This window comes from Allobosea sp. OK403 (genome assembly GCF_900113835.1).
Taxonomy (GTDB): domain Bacteria; phylum Pseudomonadota; class Alphaproteobacteria; order Rhizobiales; family Beijerinckiaceae; genus Allobosea.
In genome coordinates this window covers 155,011-174,045 of the sequence record NZ_FOQV01000006.1, presented here as the reverse complement: position 1 = coordinate 174,045, position 19,035 = coordinate 155,011, and the positions used below count along the sequence as shown (strand labels likewise).

Below are 19,035 nucleotides of genomic sequence, written 5' to 3'. Positions count from 1 at the left end.
CCCGGCTCAGTCATAGCCGGGGCGCGGGATCAGGTTCATCAACATGCGGCTATAGCCACCGTCGACTGTGATCTCCTGGCCGGTGATGTAGCTCGCTCGCGGGCTGGCCAGGAACAGCGCGGCATCCGCGATGTCCTGCGGCATCCCGATCCGGCCCGCCGGCACCACGGCGCTGCGACGCTCGCGCACGCCCGGCGCCACATAGAAATCCCGGCTCATCGGGGTCTCGACCATGCCGGGACTGACGACGTTGCTGCGGACACCCTCTCCCGCCCACTCGGTGGCAAGCTGGCGCGACAGCATCACGACGCCTGCTTTGCTGACGCTGTAGGCGCCGCTGCGGTCCTGCGGATGCGAACCGGCGATCGAAGCGACATGGACGATCGCGCCACGGCCTGCCGTCCGCATCTGTCGCCCGAAAGCCTGGGCGCAGAGCAGGTAGCCGGTCAGGTTGACGGCCAGCAAGGCGTTCCAGTCCGCCAGCGGAATGCTGGCGAGCGCGCCGGGCCGAAGCAGGCCCGCATTGTTGACGAGCACCGCGCAGGCGCCGTGCCGCTCGAAACTTTGAGCCGCAGCCTGTTCGATGGCAACCGGGTCCGTGATGTCGCAAGGCAGGGGCAGGACAGCTCCACCCACCATCTCCGAGACAGCGATTGCCGTATCCGCCAGGCCGGCTTCATCGCGATCGAGCAGGACAAGCCGCGCGCCCTGCCTTGCGAGGCTGAGGGCGATGGCGCGGCCTATGCCGCCCGAAGCGCCGGTGACGACACAGAGCACGCCGCCGAGGCCGAGCCATCCATCCACATCGGCACTCATCGCGGCGGCTCCCGATCGACACCGGCGAGATGCCGCCCGAGGATATAGCCGAAGGTCATGATCGGCCCGAGCGTGATGCCGGCACCGGGATAGTTCCCGCCCATCATGCTGGCGCGGTCATTGCCGACGGCGAACAGCCCTTCGACCGGCCTGCCATCCTCGCGCAGCACCTGGCCGCGGACATCGGTGTCGAGGCCATCGAAGGTTCCGAGATCGCCCATCACCAGCTTCACCGCATAGAACGGTCCCTGCTGGACAGGCGCGACGCAAGGGTTGGGCTTGTGCGACGGGTCGGCGAGATAGCGGTTGAAGGAGGTCGAGCCCTTGCCGAACTCAGGATCCTCCCCCTTCTCGGCCCCCGGATTGAAGGCGGCGACCGTGCGCTCGAGACCGCCTGGATCGATACCGGCCTGTCCGGCCAGTTCGGCGAGCGTCTTGCCGCTCAGAAGATAGCCGCTGCGCAGATAGCCGATCAGCGGCACCGGCGCCGGCTTCACATAGCCCAGCCCGTAGCGGCGGATCGTCCGGTGATCACAGATCAGCCAGGCCGCCGTCTCCGGCTCCTTCTCACAGGCCTTGATCATGGCGGCGCCGAAATCGTGATAGGATTCCGCCTCGTTGCAGAAGCGTCGGCCATGGCGATCGACCGCGATGATGCCGGCCTTGCAGCGGTCGAGCAGATGCGGAAACACGCCGCTGCGCCCGCCCGAAAGCGGCACCTTTGAGACCGGCATCCAGGCAGCCGCGTTGGGATAGCGCGCCTCGAAACGCCCGCCTGCGGTTTCCGCCAGACGAATGCCGTCGCCGGTATTGCCGGCCGGAGTGGGCGAGACGTGCTCTCCGCCGCGCGCGACATGCGGATAGGCTTGCCTCGTCCGCGCCGCGTCATGCGGGAAGCCGCCGCAGGCCAGCACCACGCCGCGCCGAGCCGTGATCCGCACGGCGCCTTCCGGGCACTGCAGTACGGCTCCGGTGACGCGCTCGTCTTCCTGGATGAGCTCCCTGGCAGGCGTCGAAGTCAGGATCGGGATACCGAGATCGAAGGCGGATTTCGCCAGTCGAGCAGCGAGAGCGTTGCCGCTCGTGATCATGACCCCGCGCCGGTAGAGCAGCAGGTCCTTGAGATGGAGAGCGAGCCGGCGCGCGACATAGGCCGCCGAGCTCAGTGAGCGCGTCACGTTGAAGAAATGCTTGAGGTCGGCATTCGACGAATTGAACATCATGCCGATGAAGGTGATCGTCGCGAGCGGCGGACGCAGGCGGGCGAGTTCCGGGCCCAGCACTGTCGCATCATAGGGTGCGGCCAGGACGGAGCGCCCGACATCGACCCCACCCGCCACCTTGGGGTGATAATCGGGATAGAGCGTCGGCACGAATTTCACCTGGGTTTCGCGCTCGAAGAACGCCAGCATCTCCGGGCCATGATCGAGAAAGGCCTCGATCACATCCTGGCGCGCGAAATTGCCGACCTCATTGCGCAGATAGGTCCGCACGGCCTCGCGGTCGTCACTATCGCCGGCGCGAGCCGCATGCTGGCTGCCGGGAATCCAGAGAACGCCGCCGGAAAAAGCCGTCGTGCCGCCGAAGAAGGGTTCCTTCTCCACGACGATGACATCGAGGCCGTGCTTGCGGGCGGTGATCGCAGTCGAGAGCCCGCCTGCCCCCGAGCCGATGACCAGCACGTCGCAGTTGCGCTCGGGTTGCGAAGTAGCCATGTCAGGCGCCTTTCATGCGGCGAGGATCGAGCGCGGCAACGCGTCCGAAAAGGCCCAGCCGGCAGCCGCCAGCGCCCGCGCCCCGTCGATCAGGCCGTTCAGCGGCTGGCCCGAGAGGATCTCCAGCGCCACGGGCCCGGTATAGCCAAGCTCCGCGAGGCGGGCGCCGATGGCGGCGAAATCGATATCGCCGGAGCCGATCGGATCATGACGCCATTGGCCGGTCGGGCTGTCGGAGACATGGACGATGCCGAGACGCGAGCCGAGCAGGCGCAGGCCCTCGACCGGGTCTTCGCCGATCGCGACCGCATTCGCGACGTCATAGATGACGGGGACATCATCCAGCCCCTCCTCGCGCAGAAAGCGGTCGATCGTGCCGGCATCCGCAAGCAGGCCCTGCGGGTGGTTCTCCAGGATGACGGCGATGCCCTGGCGGCGCGCTTCCTCGACGATGGCCAGGAAGGCCGGGCGGAACGTCTCCATCAGCCTTGCATTGGCATCGGCCAAAAGCGCATGCCCCCGGCCCGAGCCGACGCAGACCCAAGGCGCGCCGAGCTCGGCGCAGCGCATGGTCGCGCGGCGATAGGCATCGACGGCGAAGGCGACGACATCCGGCGAAGCGCTGGCGAGATTGATGTCGCTGCTGGCGAGATCCGCCGCGAGAAGCGTCATCCCGCTCCGATCGAGAATGCCCCGCAAACGCCGCGTCCTCTCGCCATCCTCGCGCCAGCTGTCGAAATGCGGCGGCGCGGCCATGAGCTGGATCTGCGAGAAGCCGGCTTGCGCGATCTGCTCGAACGCAGCCTCGGCGCTCTCCCGCCAGACGAAACCGAAGGTATGGGCGGCGAGCCTGAACATCTCACAGGCCCCCATCGCGGTAATAGGCGAAGGTGCGTTCGATCCCCTCGCGCAAGCTGGTCGAAGGCAGGCCGGGCAGGATTTCGCGCACGCTCCCCTCCACGATATCGGGAGCGGAGGGCATCAGCTCGCCTCCGCGCTTGATATCGGCGTTCGGGCGCAAGCGGCGCAGTTCGTCGATCACATCCTGCGGCGTGGCGAGCGTTCCGACGAGGTTGAAGACATGGGCGCCGTCAGGCTCGCGCAGCAGCGCCGCCTCATAGGCGGCCGCGACGTCGTCGACATAAACCAGGCCAGCCGCACCCTCATAGGGAAACACATAGCTCTCGCCGAGCGCCGCCGCGCGGCAGGCCAATGACGGCCCGGCGCTGAGGCCGCTCTCCCGCCCCGGCCCGTAGACGACATAGGGCCGGAAGCCGCTGCTCGCGAGGCGATGATCCTCCCAATAAGCCCGCGCGCAGCCTTCGCAAGCGAGCTTGAAGGCGCCGTAATGCGACACCGGAACCGGCGTGTGGCCATCCGCCGGGCCATAGACGCCGGCCGTGCTGGTATAGATCAGGTGGTCGATGCCATGGGCGAGCGCAGCCTCGAAGATGTTGAGCGTGCCGATCAGGTTGATCTGCGCACCGCGCACCGGATCGGCCTTGCAAGCCAGGGTCAGCACGCCGGCAAGATGGATGATCGCGTCGCAGCCCTCGGCGGCGCCGCGAACATCATCCGCACTGACGATGTCACCGATGCGCCATTCGCAGGCCTGCGCCGCCGCCTCGCCCGCGATCGCGACGAGGAGGCCGCGCTTCTCGCTCAGGTCGAAGATCCGGACGGCGTGACCGCCCGCGGCCAGGCGCCTGACGATCCAGGCGCCGAGGAAGCCCGCGCCGCCGGTGACGAGAATACGCATGACTGTCCTTTGGCTCAGCGGTTCATGCGGGCGTGTCGAAGAAGTTCGACGCGCCGCTGGCGCGGCGCGGCGCGAGCGTCGGCGTCACCATCATGGCGAGAGACAACTCGCGCGCAGCTTCGAGCAGGAGCGGCGAGAGGCTCAGCATCTTCTCTTCGGTGAGCCGGTTGTGCAGGCCGGCGATGACCACGGCGCCGATGACTTCGCCGGTCTGCGGCCTGCGGATCGGGGCGGCTGTCGCGTTCATCCAGGCCGAATAGGTCTGGACGACGAGGCTGAAGCCGCGCTGGCGCGCCTGCCGGATATAGCGCAGCAGCGCCGCCTTGGTCTGCGGCGCACGCGGACCGAATTCCTCGCGCGAGCCATAGCCCTGCTTCTCGACGAGGGCGAGCGCCTCCTCCTCCGGCAGGCAGGAGAGCCAGGCATGGCCGCTGGCCGAACAGGAAAGCCGGCCGACCTGGCCCATATCCGGATCGTAGCGCAGGCCGAATGGCGAACCCTGCGATTTGGCCACCCAGACGAGTTCTCGCCCATCGACCAAGGCAAGACGGACAAGTTCTCCCGCATCGCGGGCCAGCCGGTCGAGGATCGGCTGGGCGAAATCGGTGATGCCGCTGCCGGCGAGGAAGCTGAAAGCGAGCGAGGCGATCTTGGCGGTGAGCTGATAGGCGCCGAGCTGGCGCTCCTGGCGGACATAGCCCTGCTCGACCAGGCTCGTCAGCACGCGATGGGTGGCGCTGCGCGGAATGCCGAGCCGGTCGGCGATTTCGTAGAGCTGCAGGCCATGCGCGTGGGCTGCCAGCAGCTCCAGCACGCCGAGCGTCCGCTCGAGCAATCCGCTGGGGCCCGCTTCCTGCTCGGCGGCGGCTGGATCGTCGGTTTCGAGTCGCTTTGCCATGGGCTTATCCGGAGGTGAGGGCCACACGCCGGCCCGTCCGCGCTGCCTCGCTCACCGCAAGTGTCGCCCGTAACGTCCTCGTCGCGTCGGCCGCATCGATCAGAGGCGTGGTTTCGCCCCGCGCAACCTCGCACAGGTGACGCAACTGTTCGACGTATGGGCTGCCGCGCGTGACCGCAAGCGCATCCTGGGAGAGCGCGGCGAACCAGCTCTTCTCCCCCCGATAACGCCAGAGTTCGAGGCGCGGCAAAGTCAGCGACCCCAGCGTGCCGCTGATGAAATGCGAGTTCACCGGCGCCGGCTGCGGCGGGTAAGGCGGCAGTTCGCCCGAGCTGAGATCCCAGCTCCAGGGTGTGACCGCCGTATCCGACAGGCTGATCGTCACCAGCGCGCCATTGGTGAGTTGCAGGAGGACGGCCGCGGTATCCTCGACAGGAAAGCCGCGCACCGCGTTCGAGGTCACCGCCTGCACGGTTTCGATCTCGCCGCAGATGAAGCGGATCAGGTCGATCTCATGGATGAGGTTGATCAGGATTGGCCCGCCGCCAGGCTCGCGCCGCCAGGCCATCTCGAAATAAGGCTCCGGCTTGAAGAAGGTGTAGAGCACCGAGACATTGGTCAGCCGCCCGAGTTCGCCTGCCCCCACGAGTTCGCGGGCGCGGGCGATGATGGGGTTATGGCGCCGGTGGTGGCCGACAAGCACCGGCACGCCGGCCTTCGCGGAGGCCGCGGCAAGCGCTTCCCCTTCCTCGACCGTGCTCGCGACCGGCTTCTCGACCAGAACCGGCACCCCGGCGGCGATCGCATCGAGCGAGATCGGCAGATGGGTGTTGTTCGGCGTCGCGACGATCAGCGCATCGGGGCGTGCCTGCACCAGGAGCTGGCGGTGATCCGGGAACCAGGCAAGCCCCCTTTCCTCGCAGAAGCGCCGGCCAGCTTCCGTCGGGTCGGCGACCCCGGTCAGGCGGCAGAAATCCGTCTTGAGGATCACCTCGGCATGCATGCGCCCGATCGCGCCCGCACCGACGAGGCCAATTGAGAATTGCGGCATCGGTCTCTCCACTCCGCCGCATATGTCCTCCGCACCGGCTCCAGCGTCAAGCATTTTCAGAACTGGATTCCAGTTTTGAAAATAACACTGGAACTGGATTCCAATTATGTTACACGGACGGAGTTCGGTCCGCCTCGATGCGCGACTGGAGCCAATCAGAAAAACCGGATGCTGTGGGAGGACGATGTGAAGGACGATCAAACAAAGGGGCCGGTCATCGGTCGGCGCGGCCTGATCATGGGCGCGTCGTCCCTGGGCGCGACGGGCCTGGTCTCAGGCAAACTCGGCATGCCCTATATCGGCAACGCCGCCGCCGCCGAGCCGATCAAGATCGGCATGATCTGGGCCAAGACCGGCACGATCGTCGATCAGTCCGAATATCTCGCACAAGGCAGCCTGCTCGCCCTGGAGCAGCGCAACAACATGCTGCTCGGCCGGCCAGCCGAGATCGTCTGGCTCGATGAGCCCAACCCGCAAGGCGCACAGCAGAATGCGGAGCGCCTCGTCGGCGAGCACAAGGTCGTCGGCATCGTCGGAGGTGCGCTGAGCTCCTTTGCGCTCGCTATCTCGGCTGTCGCGAAGAAGGCGAAGATCCCCTACATCGCGGCCAATGCGGCGACAGGCGATCTCACCGGCAAGTCCTGCAACAAATACACCTTCCGCCTGCAGCCGCCGGTCGATGTCCATGCCCGCGTGCTCGCGCCCTACTGCGCCGATATCGGCAAGAAATGGTATCTGCTCACTGCGGCCTACGCTTTCGGCCAGGATATCAAACGCGCCTTCTCCGAATACGCCGCAGCCAATGGCTGCACGCTTGTCGGCGCCGATGAGGTGCCCGTCGGCACGCCGGACTACAGCTCCTTCATCCTCAAGATTCGCGCCGCCAAGCCGGATGTGGTGATCGGCGGCATTGCCGCAAGCGACCTGACCACGTTCCTGAAGCAGTGGAACGAGCTCGGCATGCGCGGCCGCATTCCCTTCGCCGAGATTTCTGTCGGCAATACCGATCTCTGGGGCGTCGGCCCCGAGGCCGCCGACGGGCTCTATACCCTGACCTGGTACTACAAGAACCCGAACAACCCGCCCGAAGAGCAGGCGATGGCGGCCGATTACGAGAAGAAATACAAGCGCCCGGCCGCCGACAAGACCTGGATGGGCTGGATGGGCATGAAGAACCTGCTCGACGCCATCGAACGCGCCAACTCGACCGAGCCCGCCAAGATCGTCGAGGCCCTGGAGGCATGGAGCGTCAAGCGCGGCGACATCGATTTCGGCTATCGCGCCTTCGACCACCAGATGGTCAGCCGCCTCCTGGTGGCCAGCATCAAGCCGAAGATCACCGACAAATGGGACTATTTCGACGTAAAGGCCGAGTTGCCGGCAACGCCGTCCGGTGTCGCGCGGGCCTTCGGCAACCAGGCCGAGAGCATCTGCAAGATGGATTCGCTCTGATCTGAGGAACCGATCGGTTCTACAAACGCGGCCCGGGCCTCGCCCGGGCCGGTCCCTGACGCGCGGCCTGGAGCGTTTTCGAGCGAAGTGGCCGCCGGTTCGCGTGAAGAAAACACAAAGAGCTAGAGCAATTTAACGATCCAATTGGATCGTTAAATTGCTCTAGCGCCGCTCTCCGCAGGATCCGTGCGCCATGCTCGATATGATCTTATCCCAGGCCGTCAATGGCCTGGTGCTGGGTTTCCTCTATGTGCTGATCGCGGTTGGGCTCTCGATCATCTTCGGGCTGCTCGGCATCGTGAATTTCGCCCATGGCGCCTTCTTCGCGATCGGCGCCTATCTCGCCCTCGTGCTCAACCGCGAATTCGGCTGGTGGGCGGCCCTTCTCGCCCCGCTGCTCACCGGAGCGCTCGGGGTGCTGGTCGAGATCGTGCTGATCCGGCGCCTCTACGGCAAGGAGCCCTTGCTCGGGCTGATCCTGACCTTCGCGCTGGCGCTGTTGTTCGAGTCGGTGCTGCGCATGATCTTCGGCGGCGCTCCGCTGCCCTTCGCCGCGCCGCGCTTCCTCTCGGGCTTCGTCGAATATGGCCCGATCCTGATCACCAAATACCGCATGTTCGTACTGGCCGTGACGGTGGCCGCGCTGATCGGGTTCTGGGCCTTCCTGACCTACACGCCATTCGGCCGGATCATCCGCGCCGGCTCGCGCGATGCCGAGATGGTCGGCCTTCTCGGCATCAACCTGCCCGTGGTGTTCAGCTTCGTCTTCGGCATCGGCTGCCTGCTGGCAGGTCTTGCGGGCATGCTGGCTGCGCCCCTCTGGACGGTGAACCCGACCATGGCGGCAGGCGCCATCATGCCGGCTTTCGTCATCGTGACGATCGGCGGCCTGGGCTCCTATGCGGGTGCGATCATCGCCGGTCTCCTCGTCGGCCTGACCACGGCCATGACCATCCAGTTCCAGCCTGAATGGTCGGGAGCGGCCATGTATGTCCTGATGGCGGCCATCCTGCTCGTGCGCCCTCGCGGCCTGTTCGGCGAAAAATGGGAGCGCTTCGAGTGAAGACCCAACAGCTTCTCCGCCACCCTGCTCTCTGGGCGGCGCTCGTCCTCTCCGGTCTCACCGTGCTCTGGCTCATGCTGGGGGCGCCCGTCGGCCTGATCACCCAGATCGCGATCTACACGCTCTACGGAATGGGCGTGAACCTGCTCGTCGGCTATACCGGCCTCGTGCCGTTCGGCGCCTCGGTCTTCTTCGGCTGCGCCAGCTATGCGCTCGCCTTCTTCGTGCTTGGCCGCGTCGCGACCGATGTCGTGGCGCTTGTCCTTGCGGTGCTGTTCTCGCTGGCGCTGGCGCTCGTCCTCGGCGCGCTGATCTTGCGTCGCAAGGGGCTTTATTTCTCGCTGTTGACGCTGGCCTGTTCGCAGATCGCCTTCGAGGTCGCGTTCAAATGGACAGCCGTCACCGGTGGCGAGAACGGCTTGCAGGGCGTCGAACGCCCGAGCTTCGTCTCGGATCTCGGCTTCCATTTCTTCGCCGTCGCGAGCGTCGTCGTCGCCATCGCGCTGTTGTGGCAGATCGCGCATTCGCCCTTCGGCCGCGCGCTGCAGGCCGTGCGCGACAATGAGCAGCGCGCCCGCAGCCTTGGCTACAATGTCTATCTGCTGCGGCTCGGCTCCTTCCTCCTGATGGCCGGCTTCGTCGGCTATGCCGGAGCTCTCCTCACGCTGCTGCTGCAGGGCGTCTACGCCAATAATCTGAGCTGGCAGCATGCCGGCGACGCCCTGCTGATGACCGTACTTGGCGGAGTGCACCATTTCCTCGGCCCGCTCTGGGGTGCGATCACCTTCATCATCATGGAGAACCGGCTTTCGGCCATCACCGAGAACTGGTGGCTGATCTTCGCGCCGATCCTGATCCTGTTCGCGCTGCTGTCGCCTGAGGGCATCCAGGGGCTGGTGCAACGGGCGCTGCGTCGCGAGCGCTGGACGCTGACGCGCAACACGATCCCGCCCCGCCCCGCCGTGATCGCGCCCTATGCAAGCGCAGCCCAGGCGATCGATCCGGACCGGCCGATCCTGGAGACGAAGAAGCTGAACAAGCGCTTCGGCAGCCTCGTCACCGCCCACGATATCGATTTCGAAGTGCGGCCCTTCGTGCTGCATTCGATCATCGGTCCCAACGGAGCCGGCAAGACGACCTTCTACAACATGCTGACCGGCGTGCTGCCGCCGAGCGGCGGCAAGGTCTTCTTCGAAGGCCGGGACATCACCAGGCTATCGATACATGCCCGCGCCCGGCTCGGCATCAGCCGCTCCTTCCAGATCCTGTCGGTTTTTCCCAATCTCAGCGTGTTCGAGAATGTCCGCATCGCCGTGCAGGCCCAGAAGATCGGCGCGCGCGGATTGCTGAACGACGCCCATGGCATCGACGCGATCAATGCGCGCAGCTGGTCGCTGCTGGATGCGGTCGGGCTCGCCGACAAGGCCGCCGCCCCTTGCGCGGACCTTCCCCATGGCGCCAAACGCCTGCTCGAGATCGCGGTGACGCTGGCGATCGAGTCCAAGTTGCTGCTGCTCGACGAGCCGCTGGCTGGCCTCGCCGAAGCCGACCGCATCATCGTTGCCGATCTCATCCGCCGGCTCGCAAAGAACCATGCGGTGCTGCTGATCGAGCACGACATCGACCGCGTGCTGGCGATCTCGGACCGCATCTCCGTGCTGCATCAGGGCCGGATCATCGCGGACGGCAAGCCGACCGAGGTGGCCAACAACCCGGAGGTCATCTCCGCCTATCTCGGCGCGGCCAGAAGCGCAGACCAGGCGGCGCCGGCCATCGAGCGCCGGGTCGGCGCGGCGACCGAAGCGCTGCTCGCGGCGCGCGATATCGCGGTCGGCTATGGCGGCAGCACCGTCCTCTCCGGCGTTAGCCTGGAGGTTCGCAAGGGCGAGGCCGTCGCGCTGCTCGGCCGCAACGGCGTCGGCAAGACAACGGCGTTGCGCGCGCTCACCGGCAGCCTGCCGCTCGATGCAGGGACGATCTCCTTCGCGGGAACGCAATTGGCGAAGCTGCGCCCCTTCGAGATCAACCGGCTCGGCATCTCGCTCGTACCGGAAGGGCGACGCCTCTTCCCCAACCTCACCGTCGTTGAGAACCTGCAGCTCGCAACGCGGCCAGGCGGAATGAATCTGGAGGAGATCTTCCAGCTCTTCCCCCGATTGCGCACGCGCCAGGGGGCCAAGGCCGAGAACCTGTCTGGCGGCGAACGGCAGATGGTCGCGATCGCCCGCGCCCTGATGGTGCCGAGCAAGCTCATCCTGCTCGACGAACCTTTTGAGGGACTGGCGCCGGCCGTCGTCAATGAAGTGATGGATGCGCTGGTGAAGCTGCGCGGACGGGTCGCGATGGTGATCGTCGAGCACCACGCCGAAACCGTGCTGCCGATCGTCGACCGCGCCTATGTCCTGGTCAACGGCCAGGTTGCCTTCGCCGGCGATGCCACCACGCTTGAAAAGGACCACGCCCTCCAGGCCCGCCTGCTCGGCGTCGTCCATGGCGAGAATCAGAATCCGCCAGCCCATGCGGCTGTCGTCTGAACACGGAGATCATGACCGCGATGGATTTCAACATCACCGGCGCAACGCGCCTCAATCTCATCATCGGCGATCCGATCGCCCAGGTGAAATCCCCGGCCGGCATGACGACGGCCTTCGCCGCGCGCGATCATGACGCCGTGGTGGCGCCCGTGCGGGTCTCGCCCGAGGACCTGAAGGATTTCCTGACGGTTGCGACCCGGCTGAAGAACCTCGACGGCATCATCGTGACCGTGCCGCATAAATTCGCCTGCCACGCGCATTGCAGCAGCGCGTCCGAGCGCGGCGATTTCCTCGGCGCGGTCAACATCATGCGCCGCCGCGAGGATGGTGGCTGGCATGGCGAGATGGTCGATGGGCTCGGTTTCGTCGGCGCGGTGAAGACTGCGGGCTACGATCCGTCCGGCAAGCGCGCACTCTTGATCGGCGCCGGTGGCGCGGGCTCCGCGATCGCGCTCGCCCTCGTCGATGCCGGTGTCCGCGAACTCGCCATCCATGACGCCGACACCACACGTCGCGACCGGTTGATCGAGCGGCTCAACGCCAGGAACAAGGCGAAGATCATCGCCGGCTCGCCTGACCCGACAGGCTTCGACCTCGTCGCCAATGCGACGCCCGCCGGGATGAAGCCGGGCGACGCTTTGCCGGTCGATGTCGCCAAGCTCTCGCCTTCCACCTTCGTCGGCTGCGTCGTCACCGTGCCGGCCGTGTCGCCGCTGATCGAGGCCGCCCGGAAGCTCGGTTGTCGGACCTCGACGGGAACCGAGATGTATCAGGCGCTGCAGACCGCGATGGTCGAATTCCTGCTCGCCGGCGAGAGGCTCGGCTGAGGAGGCCATCCATGTTTACGAGCATCGACGCCATTCCCGACAATGCCAGCTACGACATCATCGTCGTTGGCGCCGGCGGCGGCGGGCTGGCTGCTGCCGTCTTCGCGGCTATCGCCGGCAAATCCGTCCTCGTCGTCGAGCGGACGGAGTATGTCGGCGGCACCACCGCGCTTTCGGCGGCGACGACCTGGATCCCGAATTCGCTGCATGCGAGCAAGGTTGCGACCGATGACAGCTTCGAGAAGGCGGCCACCTTCCTGACCGGCGTCGTCGGCAACCGTTCCTCCGCAAGCCTGCGCGAAGCCTTTCTGAAGAGCGGCCCGGACGCGGTCGCGGCGCTGGAGGCGAAAACCGATGTCAGGTTCCGCCCCTACGCCACTCATCCGGACTATGAACAGCAGGTCGAGGGCGCGACGATGCGCGGACGGGCGCTCGAGCCCCTGCCCTTCGACGGCCGCGAGCTTGGCGACGACCTCGCCCGCATCCGCCCGCCGATCCCTGAATTCACCCTCTTCGGCGGCATGATGGTTGACCGCACGGATATCGGCCATCTGCTCGGTCTCAAGACATCCTGGAAATCCTTTCGGCACGCCGCCGCGATCCTGGGACGCTATGGCCTGGACCGGCTGAAGAGCCCGCGCGGCACACGACTCGTCATGGGCAATGCGCTGATCGGGCGGCTGCTGCTCTCCTTGAAGAAGCGTGGCGGCACGGTCCTGCTTGGAACCTCGGTCTCGCAATTCCTCTCCGGCCCGGATGGCGTTGCAGGCGTTGTGCTCGCGCAAGCCGGACAAACGCGAACGGTCGAGGCGCGCCATGGCGTGGTGCTCGCGGCAGGCGGCTTCAACCGGCACAAAACGCGCCGCGCGGAGCTGCTGGCTTCGCCCGCTCCCGATTTCAGCCCCGCCGCGCCCGGCCACACCGGCGAGATGCAGGACCTGGCGCTCGAGCTCGGCGCACGCCTCGGCGAAGGCAATCTCGACAATGCCTATTGGGCGCCGGTCTCGCTGCGGATGCGTCCCGACGGTTCGACAGCCGTCTTCCCGCATTTCGTGCTCGATCGCAGCAAGCCAGGCACCGTCTGCGTCGATCAGCACGGGCGCCGCTTCGTCAATGAATCGACCTCCTACCACCTCTTCGTCCGAGCAATGTTCGAGGCCAATCGCAATGCGCCGACGATCCCCTGCTTCATCATCACCGACGCCGTCGGCCTGAAGAGCTACGGGCTGGGCCAGGTCCGGATGGGCGCGAAGAGCCTCAAGCCCTATCTCGATGACGGCTATCTCATCGAAGGCGAGACGGTGGCCGCCCTCGCCGAAAAACTCAGCATGGAGCCGGCTATCCTCGAAACGACCATCGCCAACATGAACGGCTACGCCAGGACCGGGATCGACCCCGAATTCGGCCGCGGCGCCACCGCCTATCACCGCGCCAATGGCGATGCCTCGAAGGGCCCCAATCCGACGCTTGGGCCGATCGCGACAGCGCCCTTCTATGCGGTGAAGCTCGTGCCCGGCGATATCGGCGCGGCGACCGGCCTCGTCATCGACGAATGGGCTCGCGTGCTCGATGGCGAGAACCGGCCGATCGGCGGGCTTTATGCCTGCGGCAATGAAGCGAATTCGATCATGGGCGGTACCTATCCAGGTCCCGGCATCACGATCGGCCCCGCGCTCACCTTCGCCTACCGTGCGATCCAGCATGCGTTGGGCCAGCGCGACGCCGCAAAGGAACCGGCCTCGCATCGAGCCGAAGTCGCCTGATGAGCGGGCCCGACGAACTCTCCTGCGACCTCCTCGTCATTGGTTCGGGAGCCGGCGGATTGTCGGCGGCAGTCACGGCCGCCTGGCTCGGGCTCGACGTGATCGTCATCGAGAAGGAGGCCCAGTTCGGCGGCACCACCGCCTGGTCCGGCGGCTGGATGTGGATTCCGCGCAATCCGCACGCCCGGGCCGCCGGCATCGATGAGGATATCGAGGTGCCGCGCCGCTATCTGCGCAGCGAACTCGGCGACGGCTATGACGAAGACTTCGTCGCCATGCTGCTGGAGCAAGGACCGCGCATGGTCACTTTCTTCGAGCGCGAGACCAGCCTCGCCTTCATCGATGGCAACCGGATTCCGGATTTTCATGATCGCTCGGACGGTTCGGCGACGGGCGGCCGCTCGCTTTGCGCAGCGCCGATCGATGGGCGGATGCTGGGCCCTCGGATCAAGGATCTGCGTCCGCCGCTGGCCGAGGTCGCCCCCTTCGGCATGAGCATCGCCTCCGGAGCCGATTTGCAGCATTTCCTCAAGGCGACCCGCTCCCTGCCCTCCTTCCTCCATGTCCTGCGACGGCTCGGGCGGCAGGCCCTCGACCTGCTGCGCTATGGCCGCGGCATGCATCTGGTCAATGGCAACGCGCTCGTCGCCCGCCTGCTGAAATCAGCCGATGAGCTCGGCGTGCGCTTGATGGCCGGGACCCCGGCGGGCAACTTGATCCGCGAGGGAGACAAGGTCGTCGGCGTGGTCGCAACCACGGCTGGGCGGCCTCTCGCGATCCGCGCGAGGCGCGGCGTGGTGCTGGCGGCCGGCGGCTTCCCGCATGACACGGCGCGCAAGGCGGCGCTGTTTCCTCATGCGCCCACGGGACAGGAGCATTGGTCGGCCGCCCCGCTCGCCAATAGCGGCGACGGCATCCGGCTCGGCGAAGCGGCCGGTGGCCATGTTCAGGCCGGCCTCTCCGATGCCGGAGCCTGGGCGCCGGTCTCGCTCGTCCCGAAGGCCGATGGCGATGTCGGGCGCTTTCCCCATCTGATCGAGCGGGCCAAGCCCGGCCTCATCATGGTCCGCCGCGACGGGCGACGCTTCGTCAACGAAGCGGATTCCTATCACGACGTGATGAAGGCACTCTTTTCCGCGACGCCTCCTGGCGAGGCGGCCGAGGCCTGGTTGATCTGCGACCACGCCTTCCTGCGGCGCTACGGGCTTGGGCGCGTGCGACCGCGCCCCTTTCCGACCGGGCCCTGGCTCCGGAACGGCTATCTGCGCAAGGGACGTAGCCTTGACGCGCTCGCCCGCGCCTGCGGCATCGATCCGGCCGGGCTTGAGGCGACATTGGCCTCCTACAATCACGACGCCGAGCAGGGTCGCGACCCGCAATTCGGGCGCGGCGAAAGCCCCTATAACCGCATCCAGGGCGAGGCCTCGCATCAGCCCAATCCGTGCGTTGCGCCGATCGCGTCTGCGCCGTTCTACGCGGTGAGGATCGTGCCCGGGAGTCTGGGCACCTTCGCCGGCTTGAAGACGGATGCCCGCGCACATGTGCTCGACGCTACGGACCGACCGATTCCGGGCCTCTATGCCGTGGGCAACGACATGTCGAGCATGATGGCCGGGCGCTATCCCGCCGGCGGCATCACGCTCGGCCCGGCCATGACCTTCGGCTTCGTCGCAGCCCATGATGCTGCCGGCGTCCCGCTCGCCAACAACCGTTCCTGACTCCAGCGAAAGAGGCTTCCCATGCGCTACGAGATCGCAACCCTCACCGTAAAGCTCGGCAAGGCGGCCAGCGTCGTCGCCGGCATCGACGCCTATGTGAAGGCGCCCGAAGCCAAGGGAACGCTGCTCGGCTGCTGGACGAGCGAGATCGGCGCGCTCAACGAGATTTTCGTGCTGCGCGGCTTTGCGGACGACGCCGAACTCCAAGCCGAGCGCCTGCGCGCGCTCGACACGACGAACCCGTTCAGTGCCGGCGACGACATCGCCAGGCTGCAATTCGACAGCTACGCGCCCTTCCCCTTCCTGCCGCCGGTCCAGCCGGCCAAGCTCGGCAAGGTCTATGAGATCAGGACCTATAAGCTGAAGCATGGCGGCGTGCCGGCGACCATCGCCGCCTGGGAAGCCGCTGTGCCCGAGCGCGTAAAGCTTTCGCCGCTGGTCATCGCCATGCACGCGCTCGACGGGCCGCCGCGCTTTACCCATATCTGGCCATTCGCAAGTCTGGATGCGCGCGCCTCCGTTCGCGCCGATTCCGTCGCGAAGGGCATCTGGCCGCCGAAGGGCGGGCCGGAGTGGCTGACCGGCGAGATGCACTCGACGATCGCGCTACCCACAGCCATCTCCCCCCTGTCCTGACCGGCAACCTTGCAAGGACGGAAGCGCTATGATGCCGACACTTTCGCTCGCCTATCTCACGAGCATCCCGCTTGCTCCGCCGGACACCGTCTCGCTTGCCGCCGAACTCGGCTATGACGCAGTCGGCTTGCGCGCCTTGCCGGCAGCTCCCGGCGGCGATTTCAGCCGCCTCATCGAGGAGCCGGCGCTCCTGGCGGAAACGAAGCGGCGCATCGCGGATACCGGCGTTTCCGTCTTCGATGTCGAGATCGTCCGGCTCGCGGCCGACTTCAAGGTCGCGGCTTTCCGGCCCTTCCTGGATCTCTGCGGTGAACTCGGAGCCCGCGCGATCCTCGTCGCCGGAGACGATCCAGATGAGGCGAGGCTGACGGCCTCCTTCGCCAGCTTTTGCGCGGCGGCAGCACCCTATGGCCTGACCGGCGACCTGGAATTCATGCCCTGGACCAAGGTGCCCGATGCCCGCACCGCATTGCGGATCGTCACCAAGGCGGGCGAGGCCAATGGCCGCGTGCTGGTCGATGCTTTGCACGCCGGCCGCTCGCAGACGACGCTCGCCGATATCGCGGCGATCCCGGCCGAGCGCTTGAGCTATGCCCAGATCTGTGACGCGCCCGGCGCAATTCCGAAAACGGATGAAGGCCTGATCCACACCGCCCGCTGCGCGCGATTGCTGCCGGGTGAAGGCGGCATCGACCTCGTCGGCATCTTCTCCCAGCTGCCGCAGGAACTGCCGGTCAGCGTCGAGGTGCCGCATCTCGAACGCATGGCCGCGCTCGGCCATCGCGAATGGGCCCGCCAGGCGCTCGAGGCGACGAAAGCGATACTCGCTCAGCGCGATCAAGCCGTGGCGCGCGGTGCGAGCCTGCGCGAGGGAGCCAGCACATGAACGCAATCGACCTGCGCGGCAAGACAGCGCTCCTGACCGGCGGCTGCGGCGGCATCGGCCTTGCCGTGAACGAACGCATGCGCGCCTCGGGCGCGACGGTCGTAACCTGGGACCTGGCGGAGGCCGCCGACGACCGGGTCGACGTCACCGACGAGGAGGCTGTCGATGCCGCAATGGAGCGGTTTCTTGCCCGTCACGGCCATCTCGACATCCTGGTGAATTGTGCCGGCATCACCGGCCCGAACCAGCCCATCGAGCGCTACAGCCTGACGGATTGGCGCCGCACGCTCGACGTGAACCTGACCAGCACCTTCCTGTGCTGCCGCGCCGCCGTGTCGGCGATGCGGCAGCGGAATGCCGGGCGGATCGTCAACCTCGCCTCCATCGCAGGGAAGGAAGGCAATGCGATGATGACGGCCTATTCGGCGGCGAAGGGCGCGGTCATCGCACTCACCAAGGCGCTGGCCAAGGAACTGGCCGATACGGAGGTGCGCGTGAACTGTATCGCTCCAGCCGTGATCGCGACGGATCTGATCAAACAGATGTCGGCGGAGACCTATGCGACGGTCGTCGCCAAGATCCCGCTCGGCCGCCCGGGCCGTCCCGACGAGGTCGCAGCCCTGATCGCATGGCTGGCATCGGACGAATGCTCGTTCTCGACAGGAGCCTGTTTCGATCTCTCAGGCGGTCGAGCCACCTACTAAAGGTTTCCAGTGGTTGTCCGGCGGCGGACCCCAATCGTTCAGGACGCAGCTGTAGACGGCGCCCTCGTCGAAGGGATAGCGCGCCTCCATCTCGGGCGTCAGCGTCAGGCCGAGGCCCGGCGCGGTGGGGCGCAGCAGGCGGCCGTTTTCGATCCGCCCCTGATCGCCGATCATCTCGCGGCCGAGCGGGAAATCGAGCATGGGGAATTCCACCAGCCCGCCGCCCCCAGCAAAGGCGGCATGGTAGTTCGCCATGATCGCGGCTGCTCCGCCCCAGGCGTGCACGACGACGTCGATCTTGAGCGCGTCGGCGACCGCAAAGATCTCCATCACCGTGCTGACGCCGCCGATCACGGAGGCGTCGGGCTGGACGAAGGCATAGGCGCCGGCGCGCATGCGCTCGATCATCTCTTTCGGCGTCGTGATGATCTCGCCGCCGCAGACAGGCACGTCGATGCGCCGGCGCAGCTCGCGGAACGCCTCGGGATTGTCGGGGCCGACTGCCTCTTCGAGGAACAGCATGCGCTGGTCCGTCCTGGCGTGCACGGCCTCGACGAAGGCGACGGCATCGTCCACGGGCTGTGGTGGATCAGCCAGGTTCTGGCACATGTCGACGGCCACGCGAATGCCGCGCCTGGCCGATTCCTCCAGTGCCCAGACGGTGCGCCAGATGTCGCGCTTGAGCGAGCGGATCTTGTAGATGCCGATGCCCATCGCGCTCAGAAGGTCGAGCTCGCGGATGAACTGGTGCTTGGCATCGCAGCAGCCGCCGCTGCCATAGATCTGGATCGAGTCGCGTTTCGCGCCGCCGAGCAACTCATAGACGGGCACGCCGAGGCTCTTGCCCCTGGCGTCCTGCAAGGCGGCCTCGAACGCGCTGATGACATGGCGCGCCGCGCCCTGGAGCGACCAGTAATCGCACAGCGAGCGCAGATCCTTGACCCGCCGGGGAATGTCGAAGCCGTCCTTGCCCAGCATCAATGGCGTGCAGAGATCGACGATCGATTTGAAGACCAGCGGCGCGAACACGGCGAGATAACCTTCGCCGATGCCGGTCACGCCATTGTCCAGCGTCACCTCGACCATGCCGATCGTACGCTTCGGCCCGTTCGGGAAACAGGCCTTGATCTCGCGCTCATCCGCATCGGCATAGGGCGAACTCAAGAGGACGCAGCGAACTCTGGTGATCTCAGGCATCGGGCTCCCTCGTTTC

16 protein-coding genes are annotated in these 19,035 nt (G+C 66.6%); 9 read left to right on the top strand and 7 right to left on the bottom strand.

The window, feature by feature from the left end; translation table 11 throughout:
* Window positions 1-6: 6 nt before the first annotated feature.
* Genes BMZ97_RS20280 through BMZ97_RS20255 form a run of 6 tightly spaced genes read right to left on the bottom strand, consistent with a single transcriptional unit; the run spans window position 7 to window position 6,239 of the window.
* The gene (locus tag BMZ97_RS20280) at window positions 7-816 is read right to left on the bottom strand and encodes an SDR family NAD(P)-dependent oxidoreductase (protein ID WP_092173785.1); all 810 of its coding nucleotides are present in this window, start codon (window positions 814-816) and stop codon (window positions 7-9) included.
* Window positions 813-2,531 carry an FAD-dependent oxidoreductase gene (locus BMZ97_RS20275; RefSeq protein WP_092173783.1) on the bottom strand — a complete coding sequence of 573 codons (1,719 nt, stop codon included), beginning with the start codon at window positions 2,529-2,531 and terminating at the stop codon, window positions 813-815. Before BMZ97_RS20275 ends, BMZ97_RS20280 begins: the two co-directional genes overlap by 4 nt.
* 12 nt (window positions 2,532-2,543) lie before the next feature.
* A complete protein-coding gene (locus BMZ97_RS20270; protein WP_092173780.1) occupies window positions 2,544-3,389 on the bottom strand; it encodes a sugar phosphate isomerase/epimerase family protein in 846 nt (281 codons plus the stop codon).
* A 1-nt stretch (window position 3,390) separates the two neighbouring features.
* Window positions 3,391-4,290, bottom strand: a complete 900-nt coding sequence (locus BMZ97_RS20265; RefSeq protein ID WP_092173778.1) for an NAD-dependent epimerase/dehydratase family protein — start codon at window positions 4,288-4,290, stop codon at window positions 3,391-3,393.
* A 22-nt stretch (window positions 4,291-4,312) separates the two neighbouring features.
* A complete protein-coding gene (locus BMZ97_RS20260) occupies window positions 4,313-5,188 on the bottom strand; it encodes an IclR family transcriptional regulator (RefSeq protein ID WP_092173775.1) in 876 nt (291 codons plus the stop codon).
* Between the two features lie 4 nt (window positions 5,189-5,192).
* Window positions 5,193-6,239: a Gfo/Idh/MocA family protein gene (locus tag BMZ97_RS20255; RefSeq protein WP_092173773.1), complete on the bottom strand. Its 1,047-nt coding sequence runs from the start codon at window positions 6,237-6,239 to the stop codon at window positions 5,193-5,195.
* 186 nt (window positions 6,240-6,425) lie between these two features.
* Here BMZ97_RS20255 and BMZ97_RS20250 point away from each other — a divergent pair, with 186 nt between their 5' ends.
* The 9 genes from BMZ97_RS20250 to BMZ97_RS20210 all read left to right on the top strand — a co-directional run bounded on the left by BMZ97_RS20250 (window position 6,426) and on the right by BMZ97_RS20210 (window position 17,822).
* Window positions 6,426-7,691: an ABC transporter substrate-binding protein gene (locus tag BMZ97_RS20250; RefSeq protein WP_244546516.1), complete on the top strand. Its 1,266-nt coding sequence runs from the start codon at window positions 6,426-6,428 to the stop codon at window positions 7,689-7,691.
* A gap of 193 nt (window positions 7,692-7,884) precedes the next feature.
* Entirely contained in the window at window positions 7,885-8,754 is an 870-nt protein-coding gene (locus BMZ97_RS20245) for a branched-chain amino acid ABC transporter permease (protein ID WP_092173767.1), read from the top strand.
* A complete protein-coding gene (locus BMZ97_RS20240) occupies window positions 8,751-11,288 on the top strand; it encodes a branched-chain amino acid ABC transporter ATP-binding protein/permease (protein ID WP_348272118.1) in 2,538 nt (845 codons plus the stop codon). The genes BMZ97_RS20245 and BMZ97_RS20240 overlap by 4 nt, the downstream gene beginning before the upstream one ends.
* 20 nt (window positions 11,289-11,308) lie before the next feature.
* The gene (locus tag BMZ97_RS20235; protein ID WP_092174096.1) at window positions 11,309-12,115 is read left to right on the top strand and encodes a shikimate dehydrogenase family protein; all 807 of its coding nucleotides are present in this window, start codon (window positions 11,309-11,311) and stop codon (window positions 12,113-12,115) included.
* A gap of 11 nt (window positions 12,116-12,126) precedes the next feature.
* On the top strand, window positions 12,127-13,878 hold the full coding sequence (locus tag BMZ97_RS20230; protein WP_092173761.1) for an FAD-dependent oxidoreductase: 1,752 nt from the start codon (window positions 12,127-12,129) through the stop codon (window positions 13,876-13,878).
* Window positions 13,878-15,596, top strand: coding sequence for an FAD-dependent oxidoreductase (locus tag BMZ97_RS20225; RefSeq protein WP_092173758.1), 1,719 nt, complete (start codon window positions 13,878-13,880; stop codon window positions 15,594-15,596). The genes BMZ97_RS20230 and BMZ97_RS20225 overlap by 1 nt, the downstream gene beginning before the upstream one ends.
* Before the next feature lie 21 nt (window positions 15,597-15,617).
* Window positions 15,618-16,232 (top strand): NIPSNAP family protein, encoded by a 615-nt coding sequence (locus BMZ97_RS20220; protein ID WP_092173756.1) that lies wholly within the window; start codon window positions 15,618-15,620, stop codon window positions 16,230-16,232.
* A gap of 31 nt (window positions 16,233-16,263) precedes the next feature.
* Window positions 16,264-17,118: a sugar phosphate isomerase/epimerase family protein gene (locus BMZ97_RS20215; protein WP_244546514.1), complete on the top strand. Its 855-nt coding sequence runs from the start codon at window positions 16,264-16,266 to the stop codon at window positions 17,116-17,118.
* Window positions 17,115-17,822, top strand: a complete 708-nt coding sequence (locus tag BMZ97_RS20210) for an SDR family oxidoreductase (RefSeq protein WP_092173750.1) — start codon at window positions 17,115-17,117, stop codon at window positions 17,820-17,822. The genes BMZ97_RS20215 and BMZ97_RS20210 overlap by 4 nt, the downstream gene beginning before the upstream one ends.
* Here the strand turns inward: BMZ97_RS20210 and BMZ97_RS20205 are convergent.
* Window positions 17,799-19,019, bottom strand: coding sequence for a mandelate racemase/muconate lactonizing enzyme family protein (locus BMZ97_RS20205; protein WP_092173747.1), 1,221 nt, complete (start codon window positions 19,017-19,019; stop codon window positions 17,799-17,801). The genes BMZ97_RS20210 and BMZ97_RS20205 overlap by 24 nt on opposite strands.
* Window positions 19,020-19,035 lie beyond the last annotated feature (16 nt).